General features: G+C 63.2%; 23 protein-coding genes. 7 read left to right on the forward strand and 16 right to left on the reverse strand.

Annotated features, from left to right (window positions below; genetic code table 11):
- Positions 1–20: 20 nt before the first annotated feature.
- The 9 genes from ACROSR_RS03450 to eutB all read right to left on the reverse strand — a co-directional run bounded on the left by ACROSR_RS03450 (position 21) and on the right by eutB (position 11,019).
- Positions 21–1,211 (reverse strand): ABC transporter permease, encoded by a 1,191-nt coding sequence (locus ACROSR_RS03450; RefSeq protein WP_432682373.1) that lies wholly within the window; start codon positions 1,209–1,211, stop codon positions 21–23.
- Between the two features lie 3 nt (positions 1,212–1,214).
- Positions 1,215–2,882, reverse strand: a complete 1,668-nt coding sequence (locus ACROSR_RS03455) for an ABC transporter permease (RefSeq protein WP_432682374.1) — start codon at positions 2,880–2,882, stop codon at positions 1,215–1,217.
- Positions 2,883–2,981: 99 nt separating this feature from the next.
- Positions 2,982–4,097 (reverse strand): extracellular solute-binding protein, encoded by a 1,116-nt coding sequence (locus tag ACROSR_RS03460; RefSeq protein ID WP_432682375.1) that lies wholly within the window; start codon positions 4,095–4,097, stop codon positions 2,982–2,984.
- A gap of 117 nt (positions 4,098–4,214) precedes the next feature.
- Positions 4,215–5,318: an ABC transporter ATP-binding protein gene (locus ACROSR_RS03465; RefSeq protein ID WP_432682376.1), complete on the reverse strand. Its 1,104-nt coding sequence runs from the start codon at positions 5,316–5,318 to the stop codon at positions 4,215–4,217.
- Between the two features lie 226 nt (positions 5,319–5,544).
- On the reverse strand, positions 5,545–6,915 hold the full coding sequence (locus ACROSR_RS03470; protein ID WP_432682486.1) for an aspartate aminotransferase family protein: 1,371 nt from the start codon (positions 6,913–6,915) through the stop codon (positions 5,545–5,547).
- A 67-nt stretch (positions 6,916–6,982) separates the two neighbouring features.
- Complete coding sequence (locus tag ACROSR_RS03475) at positions 6,983–8,458, reverse strand: NAD-dependent succinate-semialdehyde dehydrogenase (RefSeq protein ID WP_432682377.1); 1,476 nt, start codon at positions 8,456–8,458, stop codon at positions 6,983–6,985.
- Between the two features lie 107 nt (positions 8,459–8,565).
- Positions 8,566–9,039: an Lrp/AsnC family transcriptional regulator gene (locus ACROSR_RS03480; protein WP_432682378.1), complete on the reverse strand. Its 474-nt coding sequence runs from the start codon at positions 9,037–9,039 to the stop codon at positions 8,566–8,568.
- Entirely contained in the window at positions 9,036–10,028 is a 993-nt protein-coding gene (locus ACROSR_RS03485) for a cyclodeaminase (protein WP_432682379.1), read from the reverse strand. Before ACROSR_RS03485 ends, ACROSR_RS03480 begins: the two co-directional genes overlap by 4 nt.
- A complete protein-coding gene (gene eutB, locus ACROSR_RS03490) occupies positions 10,018–11,019 on the reverse strand; it encodes a hydroxyectoine utilization dehydratase EutB (RefSeq protein WP_432682380.1) in 1,002 nt (333 codons plus the stop codon). Before eutB ends, ACROSR_RS03485 begins: the two co-directional genes overlap by 11 nt.
- Positions 11,020–11,181: 162 nt before the next feature.
- Here eutB and ACROSR_RS03495 point away from each other — a divergent pair, with 162 nt between their 5' ends.
- Complete coding sequence (locus tag ACROSR_RS03495) at positions 11,182–12,366, forward strand: M24 family metallopeptidase (protein WP_432682381.1); 1,185 nt, start codon at positions 11,182–11,184, stop codon at positions 12,364–12,366.
- A gap of 129 nt (positions 12,367–12,495) precedes the next feature.
- On the opposite strand, the gene ACROSR_RS03500 is transcribed toward ACROSR_RS03495, so the two are convergent.
- Together ACROSR_RS03500 and ACROSR_RS03505 are read right to left on the reverse strand one after the other, a co-directional pair.
- Positions 12,496–13,893 (reverse strand): aspartate aminotransferase family protein, encoded by a 1,398-nt coding sequence (locus ACROSR_RS03500; protein ID WP_432682382.1) that lies wholly within the window; start codon positions 13,891–13,893, stop codon positions 12,496–12,498.
- Between the two features lie 67 nt (positions 13,894–13,960).
- The gene (locus ACROSR_RS03505) at positions 13,961–14,620 is read right to left on the reverse strand and encodes a GntR family transcriptional regulator (protein WP_432682383.1); all 660 of its coding nucleotides are present in this window, start codon (positions 14,618–14,620) and stop codon (positions 13,961–13,963) included.
- A gap of 185 nt (positions 14,621–14,805) precedes the next feature.
- Here ACROSR_RS03505 and ACROSR_RS03510 point away from each other — a divergent pair, with 185 nt between their 5' ends.
- The 5 genes from ACROSR_RS03510 to ACROSR_RS03530 all read left to right on the forward strand — a co-directional run bounded on the left by ACROSR_RS03510 (position 14,806) and on the right by ACROSR_RS03530 (position 20,337).
- A complete protein-coding gene (locus ACROSR_RS03510; protein WP_432682384.1) occupies positions 14,806–15,894 on the forward strand; it encodes a polyamine ABC transporter substrate-binding protein in 1,089 nt (362 codons plus the stop codon).
- Between the two features lie 72 nt (positions 15,895–15,966).
- On the forward strand, positions 15,967–17,316 hold the full coding sequence (locus tag ACROSR_RS03515; RefSeq protein WP_432682385.1) for an ABC transporter ATP-binding protein: 1,350 nt from the start codon (positions 15,967–15,969) through the stop codon (positions 17,314–17,316).
- Complete coding sequence (locus ACROSR_RS03520) at positions 17,313–18,203, forward strand: ABC transporter permease subunit (protein ID WP_432682386.1); 891 nt, start codon at positions 17,313–17,315, stop codon at positions 18,201–18,203. The genes ACROSR_RS03515 and ACROSR_RS03520 overlap by 4 nt, the downstream gene beginning before the upstream one ends.
- On the forward strand, positions 18,200–19,015 hold the full coding sequence (locus tag ACROSR_RS03525) for an ABC transporter permease (RefSeq protein WP_432682387.1): 816 nt from the start codon (positions 18,200–18,202) through the stop codon (positions 19,013–19,015). Before ACROSR_RS03520 ends, ACROSR_RS03525 begins: the two co-directional genes overlap by 4 nt.
- Positions 19,012–20,337: an NAD(P)/FAD-dependent oxidoreductase gene (locus ACROSR_RS03530; RefSeq protein ID WP_432682388.1), complete on the forward strand. Its 1,326-nt coding sequence runs from the start codon at positions 19,012–19,014 to the stop codon at positions 20,335–20,337. The genes ACROSR_RS03525 and ACROSR_RS03530 overlap by 4 nt, the downstream gene beginning before the upstream one ends.
- 96 nt (positions 20,338–20,433) lie before the next feature.
- Here ACROSR_RS03530 and ACROSR_RS03535 read toward each other — a convergent pair whose 3' ends face one another.
- Genes ACROSR_RS03535 through msrB form a run of 3 tightly spaced genes read right to left on the reverse strand, consistent with a single transcriptional unit; the run spans position 20,434 to position 22,334 of the window.
- Positions 20,434–21,372, reverse strand: a complete 939-nt coding sequence (locus ACROSR_RS03535) for a DMT family transporter (RefSeq protein WP_432682389.1) — start codon at positions 21,370–21,372, stop codon at positions 20,434–20,436.
- A 3-nt stretch (positions 21,373–21,375) separates the two neighbouring features.
- On the reverse strand, positions 21,376–21,888 hold the full coding sequence (gene msrA, locus ACROSR_RS03540; protein WP_432682390.1) for a peptide-methionine (S)-S-oxide reductase MsrA: 513 nt from the start codon (positions 21,886–21,888) through the stop codon (positions 21,376–21,378).
- Positions 21,885–22,334, reverse strand: coding sequence for a peptide-methionine (R)-S-oxide reductase MsrB (msrB, locus tag ACROSR_RS03545; RefSeq protein WP_432682391.1), 450 nt, complete (start codon positions 22,332–22,334; stop codon positions 21,885–21,887). Before msrB ends, msrA begins: the two co-directional genes overlap by 4 nt.
- Before the next feature lie 125 nt (positions 22,335–22,459).
- On the opposite strand from msrB, the gene ACROSR_RS03550 reads away from it, so the two are divergent.
- On the forward strand, positions 22,460–22,978 hold the full coding sequence (locus ACROSR_RS03550) for a glutathione peroxidase (RefSeq protein WP_432682392.1): 519 nt from the start codon (positions 22,460–22,462) through the stop codon (positions 22,976–22,978).
- A gap of 99 nt (positions 22,979–23,077) precedes the next feature.
- On the opposite strand, the gene tdh is transcribed toward ACROSR_RS03550, so the two are convergent.
- A complete protein-coding gene (tdh, locus tag ACROSR_RS03555) occupies positions 23,078–24,100 on the reverse strand; it encodes an L-threonine 3-dehydrogenase (RefSeq protein ID WP_432682487.1) in 1,023 nt (340 codons plus the stop codon).
- 8 nt (positions 24,101–24,108) lie between these two features.
- The gene (locus tag ACROSR_RS03560) at positions 24,109–25,305 is read right to left on the reverse strand and encodes a glycine C-acetyltransferase (RefSeq protein ID WP_432682393.1); all 1,197 of its coding nucleotides are present in this window, start codon (positions 25,303–25,305) and stop codon (positions 24,109–24,111) included.
- Positions 25,306–25,318 lie beyond the last annotated feature (13 nt).

Raw genomic sequence — 25,318 nt, forward strand, 5'->3', positions numbered from 1 at the left:
TGACAGCCGGCTCGACGGGTTCAGCCCGGCGACATGCCCCGCAGACGTTCCGACCGTCGGCGCAACAGTTCCAGCGTCGCCAGCAGGATGATCGAGATCGTGACGAGAATTGTCGCCACCGCCAGGATCGTCGGGCTGATCTGCTCGCGCAGGCCGGTGAACATGCGCCATGGCAGGGTTTGCTGATTGGCCGACCCGACGAACAGCACCACGACCACCTCGTCAAAGGAGGTTATGAAGGCAAACAGGCCGCCCGAGATGACCCCCGGCAGGATCAGCGGCATCTGCACCCGGAAGAAGGTCGTCACCGGGTCCGCCCCCATGTTCGCCGCAGCCCGTGTCAGCGACCTGTCGAAGCCCACCAGCGTGGCCGTCACGGTGATGATCACGAACGGGATGCCGAGGGCGGCATGCGCAAGCACCACGCCGAAATACGTGCCCTGCAAGCCGATCCGGCTGTAGAAGAAATACATCCCCGCCGCCGAGATGATCAGCGGCACGATCATCGGCGAGATCAGGATCGCCATGATCGCGCGGCGGCACGGGACATGCTCTGACGAGAGGCCAATTGCCGCCAACGTGCCGAAGCTGACCGCGAGAAAGGTCGCCACCGGCGCGATGGCCAGCGAATTGCGCAGCGCCTGTTGCCAGCCGCTGGAGGTGAAGAAATCCTCGTAATGCTTGAGGCTGTAGCCCGCAGGATCGAACCGCAGCATTTCCGGCGTGAAGGTGAAGAAGTTCTCGGCGTTGAACGACAGCGGGATCACGACAAGGATCGGCGTGATGAGAAACACGAAAATCGCCCCGCACAGCACGTTGAACGCATAGTGCCATAACACCTCGCCCGAAGTGAAATAGGGCTGCAGTTTGGCGCGATAACGCCCCTCGCCGATCCAGTAGATGAACCACGAGAAGAACCAGCCGAACAGGACGCCAAGCACGACGCCGGGCACCCCCGCAAGGGCCACACCTGACACGGTGAACAGCGCGATGATCCCCCAGCGGACGGGCTTTTCGAGGTCCTTTCCAAGCACCTCAATGGCGACAAAGCCAAGTCCCATGAGGATGGCAGCCCCCAGCACGACCCCGATCAGGCCCGAGCCGTGCGCCGTGCCCACGAACAGCCCGGCAAAGGCCCCGGCCGCGCCGATCACCGGCAGGACGAAGGATAACGGCTTCTTCTCGACGGGTGTCAGTGTCAATCCGCTCATGGCTCAGCCCCCAAGCTTTACGTTGTCGATGCCGACGATCTTGTCATAGGCCCAATAGAGGATCAGCACGACCGCCAGCAGGATCGACCCGAGCGCCGCCGCGAGACCCCAGTTCAGAGATGTCGAGATGTGATAGGCGATCCGGTTCGAAATGAACGTGCCGGTGGTGCCACCGACGATCTCGGGCGTGATGTAGTAGCCGATCGACAGGATGAAGACGAGGATCGACCCCGCGCCGATCCCGGGCACCGATTGCGGGAAATAGACCCGCCAGAACGCGGTGAACGGCGTCGCCCCAAGGCTTTTTGCGGCGCGCAGATAGGAGGGTGGAATGGTCTGCATCACCGAATACATCGGCAGGATCATGAAAGGTAGCAGGATATGCGTCATCGCCACGATGGTGCCGAACTGGTTGTTGATCATCACCAGCCGCCCCTCGTCGGCGACAAGGCCCAGCCAGACCAGCGTGTCGTTGATCACGCCCTGCTGTTGCAACATGACCTTCCACGCCGAGGTCCGCACCAACAGGGACGTCCAGAACGGCAGAAGGACAAGGATCATCAAAAGGTTGGCCTTGCGCGCCGGCAGGTTCGACAGCAGCCAGGCAATCGGGTAGCCAAGCGCGATGCAGCTGAATGTGATGACCAGCGACATGAACATCGTGCGCTTGAACAGAAGGCCATAGATCCGCTCGTCCTCGTCGCGCAGCGCGATGCCTTCGGTCGTCTTTTCCATGTCCACGGCGTTCAGGAAATAGCCCGTGGTATAGGGGGGTGAATACATCTTGATCACCTCCCAGTACTTGACACGTGCCCAGTCCTCATTGTCCTCGATGAAAGCCGATTTCATGTCCAACGGCGGCAGATCCGCCGCGGCCGCCTTGCGCAGAAGATCGGCGCCGGGGCCGTCATAGTCGGCGATCGCCGCACGGGTCTCGGGGTTCTCGAGGTCGAGCGCAAGCGCGGCATGGACCGATTCCCACGGCTCTTCCTCGGCAACGACATCCTCGTCCTCGAAATGGGTGAAGGCGGCGAAGGCGGCGTATTCGCGCGCCGTATTGGGCAGGATGCGGGCGATCTCGGCACCGGGGGCGAATCCGGGATCACCGACGTAGGTGGACGATTCGAGCTGTTCGAGACGCGCGATCTGATTGGACATCAGGCGCGTGGCCGTCTCGCCCCCCGCGCGGCCGGACATCATGTCATACCACGGCTGCGCCTCGTCGAAGGCTGGGTCGATCTCTTCCAGCGCGTCCAGGTAGACCTCGCCGAAGTCGTCCACACCGCGCCCGCTCTTGCGGAACAGCGACGACATGCCGCTTTCCTCGTAATTGAGCCGACTTCCCAGCCGTGTGTGCTTTTTGGCCTCGGCCGCGAAAAAGACATCGAAGAACAGGGCGCGGAACACGTCCTCGTCGGGAAGATCCTCGCCGTCCCATTCTCGCAGTTCCTCGACCGTCATGGGGATCGTGTTGCCGACGATCTGGTTCTCGACCGACCGAAAGAGCATGTCCGCGATCGGCGCGATGAACGCCACCATCACGAAGATCAACAAGGGCGCAATCAGGGCAAGAGCCCGCAATTTCTGCGCCCGAAGCGCGCGACGCAGGCTGCGCTTCAGCGGCGTGCCATCGGCGGCCAGAACCGGGCCGGTATCGGTTGTATCGCTCATGTCATTCCTGTCGGACGTTTATGTTCCATCTACCGGGTCTAGCGCCCGTTCAGGTGCGAAAGGGGCCGCGCGGGCCCCTTTCAATCTTGCTAGCCGTGCTTATTGCGCCAGCCAGGACTGGAATTTCGCATCCAGGTCGTCGCGGTTGTCGGCCCACCACTCATAATCGTAGATCAGCGTGTTGGACGCGTTCTCGGGGTCGGTCGGCATATGCGGCGCCATCTCGATGCCAAGTTCTTCATGCTTGCCCACCAGCGGCGCCGAGGATTCGCGCGCCGGCCCATATGAGATGTAGGCGGCCTGATCTGCCAGACGCTGCGTGTCGGTCGCGAAGACGAGGAAGTCCATTACCCGCGCCAGACGGTCTTCGGGCAGATCCGCCGGGATGATCCAGCCATCGATGTCGAAGGCCTGCATGTCCCACATCATGCCGATCGGCTGGTCCTGCTCGGCGATCGCCGAGAACAGACGCCCGTTGAAGGTCGAGCCCATGAAGACCTCGCCATCGGCCAGAAGCTGCGGGGTTTCCGCGCCGGCCGTCCACCAGACGACCTGGTCCTTGATCGTGTCAAGCTTGGCAAGCGCGCGATCCACGCCCTCATCGGTGCTCATCACGTCATAAAGGTCGTCCTTGGCGACACCGTCGCAGTACAGCGCCCATTCAATGTTGTTGATCGGGCGCTGTTCCAGCGCGCGTTTGCCAGGATAGGTTTCCAGGTCGAACACATCGCAGATCTCGCTCGGCGGCTCGGTGCCCTCGGGCACCATGTCGGTGCGGTACCCGAACGTGGTCGAGTAGACGATCTGCGGGATGAAGCAGTCACTGACGATCAGATCACCGAAATCGTCGCTGGCCTCGGTGCCGTCGGGCGCGTCGGCGAGGATATCGTCGTGGTCGATCTCCATTGCGAGGCCTTCATCGCACAGACGCATGGCATCCGACGCCACCACATCGACAAGATCCCAGGTCACGTTGCCGGCCTCGTCCATGGCGCGCAGCTTGGCGACGGCCTCGGCCGAGCTTTCGTCCCACGTGGCGCTCACGTCCGGGTTCATTTCCAGATAAGGTTCCACATAGGCCTTTTGCTGGCTTTCCTGATACGCGCCGCCCCAGGACACTAGCGTCATGCTATCGGCCATCTCTTGCGAGATCGCCGGTGCACCGGCCGCCACTGTCAGCGCCGTCGTCGCAAGCAGGGTTTTGTGAAGTTTCATGGATTTACTCCCAGTTATTTCCCGTTTGTGAGTGATTTGGCCATGCGTCACGGGTGGGACGGCAACGACCTTGCTTGACGCGCATCGCTCTTTGGTAGCCACGCGCGAGCCAATCGTCTATCGCGCGTCCAGCGCGCGGCAATCGTCCGGCAGCCAACCGATCTCGATCTGTTCTCCGGGTTTCAGACGGCGCTGGTCGGGGGCGTTTCGGGTCTTGATGATGAATTCGTCACTGCCCGCGACACGTAGCCGCGTGCGGAAAATGTCCCCCATGTAGATGAACTCCAGCACCTCGGCCTTCAGCGTATGCGCATCGGGGCTCAGACGTTCCCGATTGAACTCGACACGCTCCGGGCGAATGGAGATCAGCGTGCGATCGCCGGCCTTCTCGACATTCACGGGCTTTGCATCAATCAACTCGCCATTGTCGAGCTGAACCAGCGCGACACCGCCGCTGATTTCCTTGACCGTGCCCTCCATCGTGTTGTTTTCGCCGATGAATTGCGCAACGAAACTGTTCTGCGGTGTCTCGTACAGCACATCGGGCGCCGCGACCTGCTGGATCTTGCCATCGTCGAAGACCGCGACACGATCCGACATCGTCAGCGCCTCGGTCTGATCATGTGTCACATAGACGGTCGTGATCCCCAGCTCATGCGCGAGATGGGTGATCTCGAACTGCATCTTCTCGCGCAACTGCTTGTCGAGCGCGCCGAGCGGCTCGTCCATCAGGACAAGCTCGGGCTCGAACACAAGGGCGCGCGCCAGGGCGACCCGCTGCTGCTGCCCCCCGGACAACTGTGCGGGGCGGCGTCCGCCGAAATCGCCCATTTCGACCATGTCCAGTGCGCGCCTGACCTTGGCCTCGCGATCCGACTTGCCGATCTTGCGCACTTCCAGCGGAAAGCTGAGATTTTCCGCGATCGTCATGTGCGGGAACAGCGCGTAGTTCTGGAACACCATGCCGATGCCGCGCTTGTGCGGCGGAATGTTGTTGATGCCAACCCCGTCAAGCTTGATCTCGCCGTGGGTTGCCGTCTCGAACCCCGCAAGCATCATCAGGCAGGTCGTCTTGCCCGATCCCGACGGCCCCAGCAATGTCAGGAATTCGCCCTTGGGCATGGAAAGGTTGAGGTCCTTTACGACCAGCGTCTCTCCGTCGTAACTTTTCTGCACACGTTCGAAGGCAACGAACGCGTCGTTGTGTCCAATCTCTGCCAAGGCAGACTCCCTGTGGTTCTGTTTCGTGATTTGCTCACGTTCAGAAGGGAGTTAAACGGCAAAGTTTCGCTGATGCAAGTGAACGAGCACAGTTTTTTGAACATTCCCGCCGGGCCAGGTCAGATCGCCTACAAGATCACCGAAACCGATCGAGGCTTTTCACCCTGGCAAAACGACGACGGGCCGCAGGACAGGTGTCCCGCGGCCCGTCAACCATTCAAACGGTTCAGCCAAGTACGGATGTAACGGCCTTCGCGGTCTTCTGGACCACCTCGTCAGCCTCAGCCTTGGTCAGGCAGAACGGCGGGGCAAAGCCCAGGATATCGCCCTGCGGCATGGCGCGTGCGATGACGTGATCGGCGGCCAACGCCCCCGAGATCCGCGCCCCGACCTTTTCGGACGCGTCAAAGAAGGTCCGGCTGTCCTTGTCCTGCACAAGCTCGACCGCGCAGATCATGCCCTCGCCGCGCACCTCGCCGACATGCGGAAGATCGGCAAGCGCCTCGGACATCGTCTTGTTGAGATACGCCCCGACGTCGCGGTTGTTTGCAATCAGGTCCAGCTCGTCGATCAGCTTGAGGTTGGCGACACCCGCCGCGGCGCCGATCGGATGCGCCGAATAGGTCCAGCCATGGCCGATGGGGCCATTCTCGTCGGTGCCCTGCTCGAGGACCTTCCACATCTTCTCGCTGACGATGCTGCCCGAAAGCGGCGCGTAGGCGCTGGTCAGCCCCTTGGCGATGGTGATGAGGTCGGGCTTCAGCCCGTAATGCTCGGACCCGAACATGGTGCCCAGACGACCGAAACCGGTCACGACCTCGTCGGCGATCAGCAGGATGTCGTGCTTTTCGAGGATCGGCTGGATCGCCTCCCAATAGCCTTTGGGGGGCGGAACGATCCCTCCGGTGCCCAGCATCGGCTCGCCGATGAAGGCCGCGATGGTGTCCGGCCCCTCGCGCTCGATCATCGCCTCGAGCTCTGCGGCGCAATGCGCGACGAACTGCTCTTCGGACTGATCAAGATTGTCGCGGCGATAGTAATAGGGCGCCTCGGTATGCAGAACCTGTGACAGCGGCAAATCGAATTTCTGGTGGAACAGATGCAGCCCCGTCAGCGAACCGGTCATCAGGCCCGAGCCGTGATAACCGCGCCACCGGCTGATGATCTTCTTCTTCTCGGGCCGGCCCAGGATGTTGTTGTAATACCAGACCAGCTTGATGTTGGTCTCGTTGGCATCCGACCCCGACATGCCGAAATAGACCTTGCTCATGTGAGCGGGCGCCCGGTCGAGGACCATCTTCGACAAGGTGATCGCCGCCTCGGTGCCGTGCCCGACATAGGCATGGTAATAGGCCAGCTCCTTGGCCTGTGTCGCGATCGCCTCGGCGATGTCCTGACGCCCGTAACCCACGTTGACGCAGTAAAGCCCCGCGAACGCATCCAGAAGACGGTTGCCGTCACGATCCTCGATATGGCAATTCGTGCCCCCGGTTATGATCCGGTTCGGCGCCTCGCCCCGTGCGAATTGCGCCAGATGCGTCGAGGGGTGGAAGAAGTTCTCGCGGTCCCACTGATCGAGTTGGTCGTTGCGCAGCATTGTGTTTCCTTTCATCGGGGACACACCCCGGCTTCATCTTTCAAAAAATACTCATCCCCCGCGGGGATCACGCCCAATCGCGGCAGACATACTTGATCTCCATGAACTCTTCCATACCGCGTCTTGCGCCTTCTCGTCCCAGGCCCGATTGCTTGACGCCGCCGAAGGGAATGGGCGCGCCGGTGACCTTGGTGCGGTTGACCGCCACCATGCCGAATTGCAGCGCGCGGGTCATCCGGTAGATGCGACGCGGGTCGTGGCTGTGCAGGTAGGCGATGAGGCCGAACTCGGTCGCGTTGGCGCGGCGCACCACCTCGTCCTCGGTATCGAACGGCGTGATCGCGGCCACGGGGCCAAAGGTTTCATCGCTCATGATCGCGGCCGCGTCGGGAACATCCGTCAGCACCGTGGGCTGGTAGAACAGCGGCCCGAGATCGTCGCGCGCCCCGCCACAGGCCAGCGTCGCGCCATGCGCAAGCGCGTCAGCGACGTGTTCTTCCTGCTTCTGCACCGCCTTTTCGTTCATCAGCGGCCCGATTTCCGGGTCATCCATGCCGCGCCCAAGTGTCAGCTTGCGCGTCTCGTCCACGAACCTGCGGCAGAATTCGTCATAGACCGCGCGTTCGACATAGATGCGGTTCGCCCCCAGACAGTCCTGACCCGAGGTGGCGAATTTCGCCTTGATCGATTCCTCGACGGCAGTTTCCAGATCGGCATTCCTGAACACGATCACCGGGGCATGCCCACCCAGTTCCATGACCAGTTTCTTCACGGTTCCGGCACATTGGCGGTAAAGCAGCTGCCCGATATTGGTGGAACCCGTGAAGCTGAGCGCGCGCACGCGGGCATCTTCGGTCCACGGTTCGACCACCGTCGCCGCGCGTCCGGTCACGACGTTGAACACGCCTGCCGGCACGCCCGCGCGCTCGGCCAGTTCAGCCAATGCCAGCGCCGAATAGGGCGTCTCGCCCGACGGGTGCGCCACCACGGTACAGCCCGCCGCCATCGCCGCCGCCGCCTTGCGCGTCAGCATCGCCGCGGGGAAGTTCCACGGCGTGATCATCGCCGCGACGCCGACGGGTTCCAGCCACAGTTCGACCTCGGCATCGGGCAGATGGCTGGTCACGCCTTCGATATTGGGACGCTTGGATTCCTCGGCATAGTATTCCACGAAACTTGCCGCGTAGTCGATCTCGCCGCGTGCCTCGCTCAGGGGCTTGCCCTGCTCCAGCACCATGATCCGCGCCAGATCCTCCTTGTGGGCGATCATCAGATCGAACCATCGCCGCAGGATGGCAGAGCGGTCCTGCGGCAGGGTCATCGCCCAATCGTCGAACGCGGCTTGCGCGGCATCCACTGCAGCGCGCGACTGATCCGCGCTGAGGCTTGCCACTGTCCCGAGGCTGTCCCCGCTGCCCGGATCCTTGACGGTGATGGTCGCATTGTCGTCGCCTGCCACCCATTTGCCGTTCACATAGGCAAAGCTGCGCACAAGACGTGTGTCGGTAATCCCGTTCCGGGTCCAGATCGCTGAGTCGGCCATATGACCCTCCTTTCACCAGAAAGATATCCCGTATGCGCAGAGTTAGGATCTGACCTTGGCGCGTCTTGCAGATTATTCGCCTGAATGTTCTTTGCGCTGCAGACGATTCACCCGAAAAACATCTCGAGCGGCGGCAGGCGCGGGGATTTTACCGGCTTGGTCACGATATAGGTGAAATATCGCGCCAGCCCGATCCGCGCCTCGAGCATCTGGTCGATCAGCCGTTGATAGGCGTCGATGTCGCGCGTGACGATCTGCATCAGGTAATCAAAGCCGCCGCCCAGCGCCCAGCACGCCGTCACCTCGGGGTAGCGCTGCATGCTGTCCTCGAAGGCATGGAACTTTGCGGGCGTGTGATCGGCCAGCTCCACCGCCACGAACACCGTGACGAAGGACCCCAGCTTTTTCAGCGCGATCCGCGCGTTGTAGCCCTCGATCAGCCCAGCCTCTTCAAGGCGGCGCAGCCGCTCCCAGCAGGGGCTTGCCGACAGTCCCACGCGCGCAGCAAGGTCCGCCTTGCTGATGCGTCCCTCGTCGGCCAGCACTCGCAGGATGTCGAGGTCGCGCGCATCGAGCTTCATGCGCGGATCACCGTACCCACACCCCGCCCGGCCAGCCGCCGCATCACGTGGCTGGCGATCGCCGTGTCCTGCACGCCGGTGCCGGTCAGGTCACAGATGGTGATCTGCTCTTGCGTCTGCCGTCCCGTCGCGCGGCCCCGGATGACATCGCCCAGTTCCGGCGGCGTGCCCCGGTCCCATATCCCCGCAGCGATGGCGGCGCGCAACTCGCCCAAGGTCTCGGCCTGTGTGGCGCGATCGGCCACGTAAAGGTCCGCGCGCCTCAGCGCCTCGGGGGCGATCTCGTTCTTGCCGTCCTGATCCGATCCCATGGCGGTGATGTGCAATCCGGGATGCAGCCACGCGGCCTCGATCACCGGCTGCCGCGCGGGCGTCGTGGTGATCACCAACTGGCTGTCGCGTACCAGATCGGCGGCAGTTGCGGCCACCTGCACCTCGCAGCCAAGATCGCAAGCCAGATCAGCGGCGCACGCGCCGGCCTTTTCCGGATCGCGCCCCCAGACAAGCAACCGCTGATAGGGGCGCACCAGATGCGCCGCGCGCGCCTGCAGCCGCGCCTGCACACCGGTGCCGATGACCCCTGCGGTGCGTACATCTTCGGGGGCCAGGTGCCTTGCGGCCACCGCGCCGGCGGCGGCGGTGCGCAGATCCGTCAGGTACCCATTGTCAAGAAACACCGCCTCGACCAGACCGGTCTTGGCCGAAAACAGGATCATCAACCCGTTGAGGCTGGGCAGGCCAAGTTTGGGATTATCGAAAAAACCGGGACTGACCTTGATGGCGAAGCCCGCGAAGCCCGGCACATAGGCGGTCTTTACATCCACCTCGCCATGCGCCGCGGCCAGTTCCATCGACATGACGGGGGGCATCACGACGCCGCCATCCGACAGCGCGCCGAAGGCGTCCTCGATCACCTGTACGGTCTCTAGGTCGAGATCCACCGCCGCGCGCAGGTCGGCCTCTGTCACGATGCGGATATCATGCGCCATAGGCCCGTCCCTTGATCACTGTGTCGCCTAGTTGCACGTCCTGCCCGGTCACGATGCGGGTGAACATCCCCATGTCGAGATTGCGCCCGGTGATGATCGTGGCGGTGGGACCCGTCAGCGTCACCTTGCCGGTCAGCACCGCCGCAAGCCCCACGACGCAGGCGCCTTCGGCGATGATCCGGTCCTCGTGATACAGCACCTGCATCGCGTGATAGATCTCGTCCTCGGACACAAGCACCACCTCGTCCAGCAGGTCGCGGCACATCGCGAGTGTCAGCCGGTTTTCCATGCCGATCCCGCCACCAAGGCTGTCGGCAAGGCTCGCCACCTCCTCGACCTCGACCGGACGGCCGGCGCGCAGGCTTTCATACATCGCGGCGCCGCGATCCATGCTGATGCCGACGACGCGCACCGATGGTTTGATGGCCTTGGCGGCCATAGCCACGCCAGCCGCAAGGCCGCCGCCCGAGAGCGGGACAAGCAGCGTGTCGATATCCGGGCGTGCCGCCATGATCTCGAGCCCGATGGTGCCCTGCCCCGCGATCACGGCCGGGTCGTCGAAGGGCGAAATCTCGGTCAAGCCGTCCTCGGCAACCAGCCGCGCGGCCTCGGCCTGCGCGTCGTCCTGACTGCGGCCGATGATGCGCGCCTCTGCCCCGAGGGCGCGAATGCCGTCGACCTTGGCCCGTGGCACAAGTTCCGACATGCAGACAACCGCCCGCAGTCCCCGCGCCCGTGCCGCATAGGCCACGCCGCGCCCGTGATTGCCGGTCGAACAGCACGTGACCCCCGCAGCCTCGCGAATTTCGGCCACGGCGTTGAGCGCACCGCGCAGCTTGAACGCGCCGATGGGTTGCATGTTTTCCAGCTTCAGCAGGAAGTCATGTCCGCAGACCTCTTGCATGTGAAGAGACGGGATGAGCGGCGTGTGATCGGCCACGCCGGCAATCACCTTTGCCGCGGCATGAACATCGGCCAGAACGGGCTGCATCGCTGTCTCCTCCTGAAACATGCGCGCATATTTGCGCCGTGACCGACCGGGCGTCAACTCCGTGGCTTCGCCCGGCCAGAAAACGACGTGACGCGGCGCATTTATTGAGGCAGGCTGCACCGCAGGCCTGCTTCGGGGCCCAACCAACCGACGGATACCGCAATGATCGAAAAAGACCTTCCCTTCTCCGACCATGAATATCAGCGCCGCCTCGCCAAGACCCGCGCCGCCATGGCCGAGCGCGACCTCGATGCAATCTTCGTGACGGACCCGTCGAACCAGCACTGGTTGACGGGGTATGACGGCTGGTCGTTTTACGTTCATCAGGGCGTTCTGGTCTTTCCCGAGGCCGATCCGATCTGGTGGGGCCGCAACCAGGATGCGAATGGCGGCGTCCGCACCGTCTGGATGACCGACGACCGGGTCATCGGCTATCCCGACAACTACGTGCAATCCACCGAGCGTCACCCGATGCAGGATCTCGCCGCGCGTCTCACCGGGATGGGACTGGCCGACAAGCGCATCGGCGTCGAGATGGACAACTACTACTTCTCGGCCAGGGCGATGGACGTGCTGCGCACCGAACTGCCCGAGGCGACATTCATCGACGTGACAGCACTGGTGAACTGGCAGCGCGCGGTGAAATCCGATGAAGAGCTCGCCTTCATCCGCAAGGCCGCGGCGATCTCGGAAAAGATCAGCGACGGGCTGATGGAACGGGTCGAGCCCGGAATCCCGAAGAACGAGATCGTCGCCGAGATTTTCCGCGATGCGATTCGCGGCGTCGAGGGCGCCTGGGGGGATTATCCGGCAATCGTGCCGCTTCTGCCGTCGGGCTCGGATGCCGCGGCCCCGCACCTGACATGGAACGGGCGCGAGTTCACCACCGGCGAGGCGACGTTCTTCGAGATCTCGGGCTGTTACCGGCGCTATCACGCACCGTTCTGCCGCACGCTGTTTCTGGGCAAGCCGCCGCAATTCCTGCTCGATGCCGAGACCGCACTTGTCGAGGGGCTGGAGGCCGGGCTGGAGGCCGCGTGCGCCGGCAATCGCGCCTGCGACGTGGCCAACGCGCTGGCCGCACCGCTGGAACGTGCCGGGATCGAACGCGGCGCGCGCTGCGGCTACCCCATCGGTCTCAGCTATCCGCCGGACTGGGGCGAGCGGACGATCAGCCTGCGCGCCGAGGACGAAACCGTGCTGGAACCGGGGATGACGTTCCACTTCATGCCGGGGCTGTGGATGTCGGACTGGGGCCTTGAAATAACCGAATCGATCCTGATCAAGGAAGCGGGCCCTGCCGAGACCTTCTGCAACCGTCCCCGCAAGATGTTCGTGAAGGACTGAACCCGCGCGCCGGGCGGAGCCTGCGGGAGCCTCCGGCGGGGGTATTTTTGCCAAGAAGAAACCGAAGGCGTTGTTTCTTCTTGGTGAAATACCCCGGGGCGTGTGAGGGGCTGGCCCCTCACGACGCTCTCACGCCGCGGCCTGCATCAGACCCTCGGCGCGGATCTGCTCGGCCGCCTGATCGAGCGACATCCACGCCCGCTCGACCAGCGTGTCGATCTCGTCTTTCGTGATCACCAGCGGCGGCGAGATGATCATGCGGTCCCCCACATGGCGCATCACGAGATTGTTCGCGAAACAGCGCTCGCGGCAGATATAGCCGACCGTACCGGGGCTAGACGCGAATTTCGCCCGGCTCTCCTTGTGGGGTGACAGCGCAAGCGCGCCCATCATGCCAATGATCTGCACATCACCGACAAGCGGGTGCGCGGCAAGGCTTTGCCATTTCTCCTTGAGATACGGGCCTGTCTCCTCGGCCACGCGCGTGACGATCTGCTCTTCCTCGAGGATACGAAGGTTTTCCAGCGCCACGGCGCAGGATACGGGATGACCCGAATAGGTATAGCCGTGGTTGAATTCGCAGGCATTCATCACCTGTGCCACCTTGTCGGACACGATCGAGCCGCCGATCGGCGCATAGCCGGAGCTTAGCCCCTTGGCGATCGTCATGATGTCGGGACGGATCCCGTAGGTCTGGCTGCCGAACCAGTTGCCGGTGCGGCCAAACCCGCAGATCACCTCGTCGGCAATCAACAGGATGCCATACTTGTCGCAGATCCGCTGGATTTCCGGCCAGTAGCTGTCGGGCGGCACGATGACGCCACCCGCACCCTGCACAGGTTCGGCGATGAAGGCGGCGATGCGGTGCGCGCCCAGTTCCTCGATCTTGGCCTCAAGCTGTCGCGCACGCTCGATGCCGAAGGTCTCGGGGTCGGTATCGCCGCCCTCTGCATACCAATGAGGCTGGTCGATATGATGGATATCGGGAATGGGCATGCCGCCCTGCGCGTGCATGCCGGTCATGCCACCCAGGCTGCCACTGCCGACACTGGACCCGTGATAGGCGTTCTTGCGGCTGATGATGACGGTGCGTTCCGGCTCGCCCATCTGCGCCCAGTAGGTGCGCACCATGCGGATATTGGTGTCGTTCGCCTCGGACCCCGATCCGGCAAAGAAGACATGGTTCAGGTCCCCCGGCGCCAATTCGGCCAGTTTCGAGGCAAGCGCAATGACGGGTACGTGGCTGGTCTGGAAAAACGTGTTGTAATAGGGCAGTTCGCGCATCTGCCGGGCCGCGGCGTCGGCCAGTTCGTCGCGCCCGTAGCCGATATTGACGCACCATAGCCCGCCCATGGCATCGAGCATGTCGTTGCCGTCGCTGTCGGTCAGCGTGACGCCTTTCGCGCGGGTGATGATCCGCGCGCCCTTCGCCCCGAGCGCGTCGCCATGGGTGAACGGGTGCATGTGATGCGCCGCATCGAGCGCCTGAAGCTCTGCTGTCGGCATGTGGTTCGTGATCATCGTCATTGCTGTACCTTTCACGGATGAATGGCCCCGTGGGGCAGGAAATTCTGCGCCTCACAATATGATCAAATTATACGCTGTCAATCGAATCACCGTTTGGCGCAAGGGATCGGCGCATCTGTTCCATCCCTTGGGTGACATCCTCGCGGATCGCACGCGCCGCGGTCTCGGCGTCCCCCGCGTGCATCGCGTTCAGCATGTCCTTGTGCTTGTCGGGCAGATTGCGTGTTCCGACGCAGCCGCACACAACGCGCAAGGACGGCCCGAACCGCAGCCATAACCCGTCCGCGAGGTCCGCCAGTATCGGGGAATCGGCCAGCGCGTAGAGCTGGGTGTGAAAGAGATAGTTCTTTTCCAAATAAGCCCGCAGGTCACCCTGTGCGATGGCGACGTCAAGGTCGTCGTCGATCGCCTTGAGATGTGCGAGATCCCCTTCGGTGGCCCGCCGTGTCGCGCGCGTGGTAAGACACGGATCAAGCCATTGACGCGCCGTAATCAATTCGTCGATATGATCGACCGTGAGAAGGGGCACGCTGACCCGCCTGTTGCCCTGGAATTCGAGCGCGCCCTCGGCGATCAGGCGGCGGATCGCCTCGCGCACCGGCGTGATCCCCGCCGACAGACGGTCGCTCAGCCCCTGGATCGTCACCGCCTGTCCGGGGGCGAGATCACCGAACAGCACGAGCGCGCGCAACTGGCGATAGATCAGTTCATGCGCGGGAAGGTTCATGACCATGAGGTCACGACTGGTCAAATTCCGGGCGGTCCTGGCCATGCGCGGCGCACCTCGATCACGGTTTTCCATCTCTGTGCTTGTGAGTTTAACGGCTGCGTGAAATCATTGCCATGTTGCTATGCACCGGATTTTTTGATCACATCGGAAAACCGCAAGAAACGACGAACCAACGGGAGATCATGATGCGCTACACGATGCTGACCGCGACCGCGACCCTTGCCTTGGGGGCCTTTTCCGCCACCGCACAAGAGGTTCGGGTCTACAACTGGTCCGACTACATCGACGAGGACCTGATCGCGAAGTTCGAGGAGCAGACCGGCCTCGACCTGATCTATGACGTTTTCGACAGCAACGAACTGCTGGAAACCAAGATGCTGTCCGGGGGATCGGGCTATGATGTCGTCGTGCCGACCGGCACCTTCCTGCAACGCCAGATCAGCGCCGGGGCGTTTCAGAAGCTCGACAAGTCCAAATTGCCCAATCTCGACAACATGTGGGACGTGATCCAGGAGCGGACGGCGAAGTACGACCCCGGCAATCAGTACTCGATCAACTACATGTGGGGCACCACCGGGATCGGCGCGAATGTCGACAAGGTCAAGGAGATCCTCGGCGAGGATGCGCCGCTTGACAGCATCGAACTGGTTCTGAACCCCGAGAACATGGAAAAGCTGGCCGAGTGCGGCGTGCATTTCCTCGATGCCCCGGCCGAGATGATCCCGATGGCGCTCAACTATATCGGCGAAGATCCCGACAGCCATGACCCCGAGGTGATCGAGAAATCCGAGGCGGTGCTGACGGCCGTGCGGCCGCACATCCAGAAATTCCACAGCTCGGAATACATCAACGCGCTTGCCAACGGGAATATCTGCGTGGCCGTCGGCTGGTCGGGGGACATCCTTCAGGCCCGCGACCGCGCGGTCGAGGCAGATAACGGTGTCGAGATCGTGTACAACGCCCCGAAGGAAGGCGCGCAGATGTGGTTCGACCAGATGGCGATTCCGGTCGATGCGCCCAATCCCGACGGCGCGCACGAATTCCTGAACTTCATCATGGAAGCCGAGAACATGGCGGCCGCATCGAACTATGTCTACTACGCCAACGGCAACAAGGCATCGCAGAAATACCTCAACGACGACGTGATCAACGATCCCGCGATCTACCCGTCGCAAGAGACGATCGACAATTTCTTCACGACAACGCCCTATCCGGCGCGGGTGCAGCGCGTCGTGACCCGGCTCTGGACCAAGATCAAGTCCGGCACCTGATCCCAAGCCCTGATCCCCCGCGTCGGGACCGCGGTCCTGCGCGGGGGGTATTCACCAAAGCCGGGGAGCGGCATGTCACAAACCGTTTTCGAGCCGTGGAACGATCCGAACGCCAAGCCGTTGATCCAGTTCAGGAATGTCACCAAGCGTTTCGGTGATTTCGTGGCGATCGACGACCAGAGCTTCGACATCTACGAAAAGGAATTCTTTGCGCTGCTCGGACCGTCGGGCTGTGGCAAGACGACGATGATGCGGATGCTTGCGGGGTTCGAGACCCCGACCGAGGGCAAGATCCTGCTGAACGGTCAGGATATCGCCCCCATCCCGCCCAACAAGCGCGCGGTCAACATGATGTTCCAGTCCTATGCGCTGTTTCCGCATCTGACGGTCTGGGACAACATCGCCTTTGGCCTGAAGCGCGCGGGCATGCCAAAGGCCGACATCGTGGCGCGTGTCGACGAGATGCTCAAGCTGACCCGGCTGGAGAAGTTCGCAAAGCGCAAGCCGCACCAGATTTCCGGCGGCCAACGGCAGCGCGTCGCGCTTGCCCGCTCGCTGGCGAAGGCGCCGAAACTGCTGTTGCTGGACGAACCCATGGGCGCGCTCGACGCCAAGCTGCGGCAGGCCACCCAGTTCGAGCTGATGGATATCCAGGAGACCACCGGCACGACCTTCGTGATCGTCACCCACGACCAGGAAGAGGCGATGACCGTGGCGTCGCGCGTGGCGGTCATGGATACCGGCCGCATCATACAGGCCGACACGCCTCAAACCATCTACGAGATGCCCGCGTCGCGCTATGTGGCCGATTTCATCGGCGAGGTGAACCTGATCGAGGGGACGGCAACGGCGCGCGAACCGGCCCCCGCCGCGGAAACGAACCCCGCGGGCGCCACGTCCCCAAGTCGGCAGTCCGACACGTCCGAAAGGCAAGATCGTGTGGCGCACCCCAACGACAGGGGCAAATGGCTGCACGACCGGCTGTTGAAATACTTTATCGGGCCGCGCACCGAGGCACCAAGACAACTGCCCGCACCTGCGACTGTCACCGAAGCACCCGCCGAACAGCGGACGCCGACAGCGGACGGCGGCATCAGTATCGACTGGTCCGAGGGTCAGCCGCCGCTCGTTGTCAGCAACGGCGCCCCGTCGCTTGAGGGCCAGCGCGTCACCCTTGCCCTGCGCCCCGAGAAACTGGGGATTTCCAAGACGCAGCCCGACGCGGCCAACGCGTTTCAGGGCAAGGTGATCGACATCGCCTATCTTGGCAACCTGTCCACGTATCACGTGGAACTGGCCGGGGGCCTCATGGTCAAGGTGCAGGCTGCCAATACCCGCCGCGTCGCGCAGCGCGACATAACCTGGGAAGACACGGTCTGGATCAGCTTTCGCGAGACCGCAGGCGTGGTCCTGACCGAATGAGGCGCGCGCTTCTCATCCTCGTGCCCTATCTGTGGCTGCTGGCGCTGTTCCTGGTGCCCTTTCTCATCGTGTTCAAGATCTCGTTGTCGGATATCGCGCTGGCCATTCCGCCCTATACGCCGACGCTTGACTTCTCGAACGGGTGGCAGGGGATCAGGGACTTCGTCACGCGCCTGGATTTCGAGAATTTCATCTTCCTGACAACCGACGATCTGTACTGGAAGGCCTACCTGTCATCCGTGCAGATCGCCGTTATCGCGACGGTGCTGACGTTGCTGGTCGGATACCCGATCGCCTACGGCATGGCGAGCGCACCGGATCACTGGCGGCCGACGCTGATGATGCTGGTCATCCTGCCGTTCTGGACATCGTTTCTCATCCGGGTCTATTCGTGGATGGGGATCCTGTCGACCGAGGGCTATCTCAACCAGGTTCTGCTGGGTCTCGGCGTGATCTCGGCCCCGCTGACGATCCTGAACACCAACGTCGCGGTCTATATCGGGATCGTTTACACCTACATGCCCTTCATGATCCTGCCGATATACTCGACGCTGGAGCGCATGGACGGCTCGCTTCTGGAGGCGGCCGAGGATCTGGGATGTTCCCGGATCAAGGCCTTCTGGCTGATCACCGTGCCGCTTTCGAAATCGGGCATCATCGCGGGCTGCTTTCTGGTCCTGATCCCGACCATCGGCGAGTTCGTCATCCCGTCGCTTCTGGGAGGGTCCGAGACGCTGATGATCGGCAAGGTTCTGTGGGAAGAGTTCTTCAACAACCGCGACTGGCCGGTCGCAAGCGCCGTGGCGATCGTGCTTCTGCTGATCCTGATCATCCCCATCGTGCTGTTCCAGCGCAACGTGGAAAAACAGCGGGAGACCGAAGGATGAGGCGGATCACATGGTTCAACGCGACCTCGCTGACGCTCGGGTTCGCCTTTTTATACCTGCCGATGATCATCCTGATCGTCTACAGCTTCAACGCATCGCAACTGGTGACGGTCTGGGGCGGGTTCTCGACGCGCTGGTATGTCTCGCTGGTCCAGAACGATGCCTTTCTCGATGCGGCCTGGGTGACGCTTCAGGTGGCCGTCGTCTCTTCGACAGTGGCTACGGTGCTGGGCACGATGGCGGCGCTTGTGCTGGTACGGGCGGGGCGGTTCGCGGGCCGCACGCTGTTTTCGGGCATGATCTACGCCCCGCTGGTCATGCCCGAGGTCATCACCGGCTTGTCGCTTCTGTTGTTGTTCATCGGCATCGGTGTGGATCGCGGCATCTTCACCATCATTCTGGCACATACGACATTTTCCATGTGCTTCGTCTCGGTCGTCGTCTCCTCGCGACTCGTCAGCTTCGATCTGTCGCTCGAAGAGGCCGCGCGCGATCTGGGCTGTTCGTCCTTCGATGCATTCCGTCTCGTCACCCTGCCGATCATCGCGCCGGCCGTCATTTCGGGCTGGCTTCTGGCGTTTACCCTGTCGCTTGATGATCTGGTGATCGCGTCGTTTACGGCCGGACCCTCTGCCACGACCTTGCCGATCAAGATCTGGTCGTCGATCCGTCTGGGTCTGAGCCCCGAGATCAACGCGCTGTCGACCATCATGATCGGGATCGTCGCCGTGGGGGTGGTCAGCGCCTCGCTGATCACCAAACGCGCCAGCCTGCGCCAGCAAGCCGACGAGCTGGGCGCGGCCAAGGGATGAGCCGTATCTATCCAGCCCATACCTACGGCAACGGCCCGCGGGCGGACTGCTACTGGCCGGACACGGTCACGGCGCCGGAATATCCGGCGGCCCGAGGCACGATATCATGCGACGTGGCGATCATCGGCGCAGGGTTCACGGGGCTTTCGGCGGCACTGCACCTTGCCAAGGCCGGTCAGGATGTGCGCGTGTTCGAGGCGCAGACCCCCGGCTGGGGGGCGTCAGGGCGCAACGGCGGCTTTTGCTGCCTTGGTGGATCTGCCGCGTCGGACACGATCCTGCGAAAGCAACACGGAGAAGAGGCGCGCCGCGACTACCGCCGCAGCGAGGTGGCAGCGGCCCGCTTTGCCCGCGACCTGATCGCGCGCCACGCCATAGAGGCCGATCTGCATTCCGATGGTGAAACACTGCTGGCCCATACCGAACGCGCCGCGCGCGGCCTTGGCGCCCGCGCGGCACGGATAAAGGCCGATTACGGGGTCACGCCACAGTTGACCCCCGGCCCGGAGCTGGCGCAAATGGGCATGAACGGGCCGTTTCACGCGGCGCTGACCACACCCGTCGGCGTGGCGCTGAACCCGATGAAATACACGGTCGGTCTGGCAGAGGCGGCGACGCGCGCAGGGACACGCATCCATGCGCAATCCCCCGTCACCGCGATACGTCAGGCCGGGAAGTTCCATCTTTCCACGCCAGAGGCACGGATCACCGCCCACCGGCTGATCGTGGCCACCAACGGCTATTCCTCGGACGACCTGCCGGACTGGATGCGCGCGCGCTACCTGCCGACGCAATCCAACGTCATCGTCACCCGGCCCATGACCGATACGGAACTTGCCGCGCAAGGCTGGACCAGCCGGCAGATGTGTTACGACGACCGCTTCTTTCTGCATTATTTCCGCCTGATGCCCGACAATCGGATGCTGTTCGGCATGCGTGGCGGGCTGTTCTCGTCACAGCACTTCGACGCCCGCATGCACCGGACCATCCGGACCCATTTCGACGCGATGTTTCCCGCGTGGCGCCATGTCGAAACACCACATAGCTGGAATGGCCTGTTGTCCCTTTCGCCCGACCTCACGCCCTATGCCGGGCCGATCCCCGACATGCCGGGGGCCTTTACCGGCCTCAGCTACCACGGCAACGGCGTGGCCATGGGCAGCTATTCCGGCGCGCTGCTGGCCGATCTGGCGATGGACCGGACCCCGCGACATCCCTACCCGCAGATCCTGCGCACCCCGCCGCGCCGCTGGCCCCTCGGGCGGCTGCGCCGCGCGATGCTGTGGCCACCTTATGCGCTTGCGACGCTGATGGGGGGATAGGGGTCTGACATTGGCCTTGAGCGGTCGTTGGAAGAACCGGAGAAACGCCGCGCAGTGGTGCCCATCCCCAACGCCCGCCAAAGATCGGTCCCGTCCCTATTCCGGTGTCCGGGCGGACCGTGCCTTGTTGCGCCGGATACCCAGTTGCCGCTCGCGCAGGATGATGAGGATGCCCGCCAGGATTACCAGCGTCGCCCCTGACAGCATCGCCACCGTCGGCACCTCGCCGAAGACGAAATACCCGATCCCGAGCGCCAGCAGGATCGAGGCGTAATCGAACGGCGCCACCACGCTCGCATCGGCAAAGCGGTAGGACGAGGTCAGGAAAATCTGTCCCAACCCGCCCAGCAATCCGGCCAGCATCAGGAACCCGATCTCGGGGGCGGTCGGCATCACCCAGCCGAACGGGATCGTCAGCAGCGACAGCCCGGCGGCGGTGATCGAGAAGAAGAACACGATGGCGCTGGTTTCCTCGGTCTGCACCAGCTTGCGGACGTAGATCTGCGCGAGGGCCGCGCACATCGCGCCGGTCAGTGCCAGCACCGCGCCAACGGCCTCGACGGTTTGCACGGTCGGCCCGCTCAGTGCCGTCAGTCGCGGGGCCAGCACGATCAGCACCCCCGCAAGCCCGAGCGCCACCGCGCCGATCCGGACCATGCCCACGCGTTCATCGAGGAACATCGCGGCAAACACCACGACCAGCAGCGGAGCGGCATAGCCGATCGCTGTAACGTCTGGCAACGGCAACAGGCCGAGGGCGGCAAACCCAAGCCCCATGGCCGCCGTGCCCACGAAGCCCCGCCAGAAATGGTTCATCGGCGACCGCACCTTGAGCCCGGTCCGCAGATCGCCGCGCAGCGCCAGCCAGATCAGGATCACCGGAAGGGCGAGGAACGACCGAAAGAACACCGCCTCGCCCGCCGGCACATGGCCTGACGTCGCCTTGATCAACGACGCCATGGTGATGAACAGCGTGACCGAGCAAAGCTTGAGCGCGATGCCCGTCATCGGTCGTGTGCGCTCTGGCGGCGCCATGGTTCAGGCGTCCGTCTCGGCCCCCTTGCGCGGCAGGACCCAGTCAGGGCGCGGGAAATGGCAGGTGTAGCCGTTGGGCACCTTCTTCAGGTAATCCTGATGCTCGGGCTCGGCCTCCCAGAAATCGCCCACGGGTTCGACCTCGGTCACGACCTTTCCCGGCCACAGGCCGCTGGCCTCGACATCAGCGACGGTCCGCAATGCCTCGTCCCGTTGCGCGTCCGAGCAATAATAGATGGCCGAGCGGTAGCTCATGCCCACGTCGTTGCCCTGACGGTTCCGCGTGGTCGGGTCGTGGATCTGGAAGAACACCTCTAGAATGCGCCGATAGCTGATCTTTTCGGGATCAAAGATGATCTCGATCCCTTCGGCATGGGTGCCGTGATTGCGGTAGGTCGCATTGGGAACGTCGCCGCCGGTATACCCCACGCGGGTCGAGATCACACCGTCGAGCCTGCGGATCAAATCCTGCATGCCCCAGAAACAGCCGCCGGCCAGTACTGCACGTTCGCTCATGTCACATCCTCCACCTGATCGAGATACGCGCCGTATCCCTCTGCCTCCATGTCGTCGCGATGAATGAAACGCAGGCTTGCCGAGTTGACGCAATAGCGCAAGCCCCCCCGGTCGCGCGGGCCGTCGGGAAAGACATGGCCGAGATGGCTGTCTCCATGCGCGCTCCGGACCTCGGTGCGCATCATCCCGAGCGAGGCGTCACGCAGCTCCTTCACATGCGCCGGCTCCAGCGGCTTGGTGAAACTCGGCCAGCCGCAGCCGGACTCGTACTTGTCCGCGCTCGCAAAAAGCGGCTCGCCGCTGACAATGTCCACATAAATGCCCGGCGCCTTGTTGCTCAGGTATTTACCCGTGCCCGGGCGCTCCGTCCCGTTTTGCTGGGTCACCCTGTATTCTTCGGGCGACAGGGCGGCGACTCGTTCGGGGTCCTTGCTATAGTCGGTCACGTCTCGACGTCTCCTTTTTGCCTCTACGTAACAGATGGGGCGCACGACGCGAAATCAAATAGGGCGCGAGAGTGATCCAATCCGCAGCGCCCGGCGTATTTTTTACATAATATTCGGAGGATAAAATGCGCTTTATCGTGATGCTTATAGCCAGCATGGTTGCGCTGCCCGCAGCCGCACTCGACCTTGCCACGCCATTCGGCAACATCGACGGGGGCGAGTTGCGACTGGACGACTGGCAAGGGCAGCCGGTTCTCGTGGTCAACACAGCGTCGCGTTGCGGATTCACCCATCAGTATGACGGATTGCAAACACTCTACGACACATATCGCGACCGCGGGCTGGTCGTGCTGGCCGTCCCCTCGAACGACTTCCGGCAGGAACTGTCCAGCGAAGAAGAGGTCAAGGACTTCTGCGAGGTCAATTTTGGCATCGATATGCCGATGACCACAATCACCTCGGTACGCGGATCACAGTCGCACCCGTTCTACGCATCGCTCGCCAGCGATGCGGGATTTGCTCCGTCTTGGAATTTCAACAAGGTGCTGATTGCCCCCGATGGCCGCGTGGCGGGCACATGGGGCTCAGCCGAGCGTCCCATGTCGCAGGCCATTACCACGAAGATCGAAGATCTCCTGCCCTGAGAAACGTGATCGCGCGGGCCTGATCTGCGATGCCACGTCTTTGCGCGGCCACCTTGGGACGTGCGCATGCCAAAGAGACAATGCGCGGCAGGCCCAGCCTTACCAATCCATGACGATCTTGCCGGAGTCGCCCGAGATCATCGCGGCGAACCCGGCCTCGAAATCATCAATGCCGATCCGGTGGGTGATCAGCTCCGACAGGTCGAGACCCGATTGCACCAGTGCGATCATCTTGTACCACGTCTCGAACATCTCCCGGCCATAGATGCCCTTGATATGCAGCATCTTGAAAATGACGGCGTTCCAGTCGACCGCGAACTCGGTCGGCGCGATCCCCAGCAGGGCCACCTTGCCGCCATTGTTCATTCGCGCGATCATCTGCTGCATCGCCGCCGAGGCCCCCGACATTTCGAGGCCGACGTCGAAGCCCTCGGTCATGCCGATCGTGTCCATCACGTCGCGCAGCTGCTCTTGGCCGACATCGACCACGTGCTGCACCCCGACACGCCGCGCCAGATCCAGCCGGTAGGGATTGATATCGGTGATCACCACCTTGCGTGCCCCGGCCTTCTGCGCGACCAGCGCCCCCATGATGCCGATGGGCCCCGCGCCGGTGACCAGAACATCCTCGCCCACCAGATCGAAGCTGAGCGCGGTATGCACGGCATTGCCCAAGGGATCGAAGATCGCCGCGATCTCGTCGGGGATATCGTCGGGAATGGGCACGACGTTGGTTTCGGGCAGGCGCAGGTATTCGGCAAAGCTGCCGGGCCGGTGGACACCGACCCCCTTGGTGTTGCGGCACAGATGCCCGCGCCCCGCGCGACAGTTGCGGCACGCCCCGCAGACGATGTGCCCCTCGCCCGAGACCCGCTGGCCGACGCGGTACTTGCGGGCTGCCGCACCGCATTCGACGATCTCGCCTGCGAATTCATGCCCGACGACCATGGGCACAGGCACGGTTTTGGCGCTGAACGCGTCCCACTTCCAGATATGCACGTCGGTGCCGCAGATCGCGGACTTGCGCACCTTGATCAGGACATCCGTCGGCCCCGGCTCGGGCACGGGAACATGCTCCATCCACAGCCCCGGCTCGGGCCGCGATTTCACCAGCGCCCTCATCTCGTTGGTCATCGGATCACCCCCAGGTCCCGGCCCACGACCTCGAACGCATTGATCGCCCGGTCCAGCATATCGCGCGTCACTGCCGCGCTCATCTGCGTCCGGATCCGGTCCTGCCCTTTCGGCACCACGGGAAAGCTGAACGCGGTAACGAAAACCCCATGATCGTTCAACCGCGCCGCCATTTCCTGCGCCAGTTTCGGGTCGCGCAGCATCACCGGAATGATCGCATGCGCGCCGGGCAACAACTCGAACCCGAGCGCCCCCATCCGTTCGCGGAAATAGGCCGCGTTGTCCCACAGCCTTTCGCGCCGCTCCGCGCCATCCTCGAGCATGTCGAACACCCGCAACGAGGCGCCCGCGATCACCGGCGCCAGCGTGTTGGAAAAAAGATACGGCCGCGAGCGTTGCCGCAGCCAGTCGACGACCCGGCGAGAGGCCGCGGTATAGCCGCCAGAGGCCCCGCCAAGGGCCTTGCCCAGGGTGCCGGTCAGGATATCGACACGGTCCGTCACCCCGAAATGCTCGGGCGTGCCGCGCCCCGTTGCGCCGACAAAGCCGGTGGCATGGCAGTCGTCCACCATCACCAACGCGTCGTACCGCGCCGCCAGGTCGCAGATTTCGTCCAGCGGCGCGTAATAGCCATCCATCGAGAACACGCCGTCGGTGGCGATCATCCGGTGCCTTGCGCCCTGCGCCTCGCGCAGGCACCGCTCCAGATCGGCCATGTCGCGGTTGGCATAACGGTACCGCTGCGCCTTGCACAGCCGCACCCCGTCGATGATGCTGGCGTGGTTCAGGGCATCGCTGATGATCGCGTCCTCCGGGCCCAGCAGCGTCTCGAAAAGCCCCGTATTGGCGTCGAACGCGGCGGCATAAAGGATCGCATCCTCCAGCCCGAGGAACCCTGCGATCCGCGTCTCGAGTTCCTTGTGCTCTTCCTGCGTGCCGCAGATGAACCGGACACTGGCCATGCCGAACCCGTAACGATCCAGCGCCGCATGCGCCGCCGCGATCACATCGGGATGATCGGCAAGGCCGAGGTAATTGTTGGCACACAGGTTCACCACCTGCGCCCCGCCTGCAAGCTGCACCTCACCCCCCTGTTTCGAGGCGATCACCCGTTCCGTCTTGTAAAGACCCTCGTCGCGCAAACCGTCGAGCCGACTGGCAAGATCCGTATCGAACCGATCCATCGCTGTCATGACAGCATTCCTT

This window comes from Roseovarius tibetensis, assembly GCF_050896375.1.
Classification (GTDB): domain Bacteria; phylum Pseudomonadota; class Alphaproteobacteria; order Rhodobacterales; family Rhodobacteraceae; genus Roseovarius; species Roseovarius tibetensis.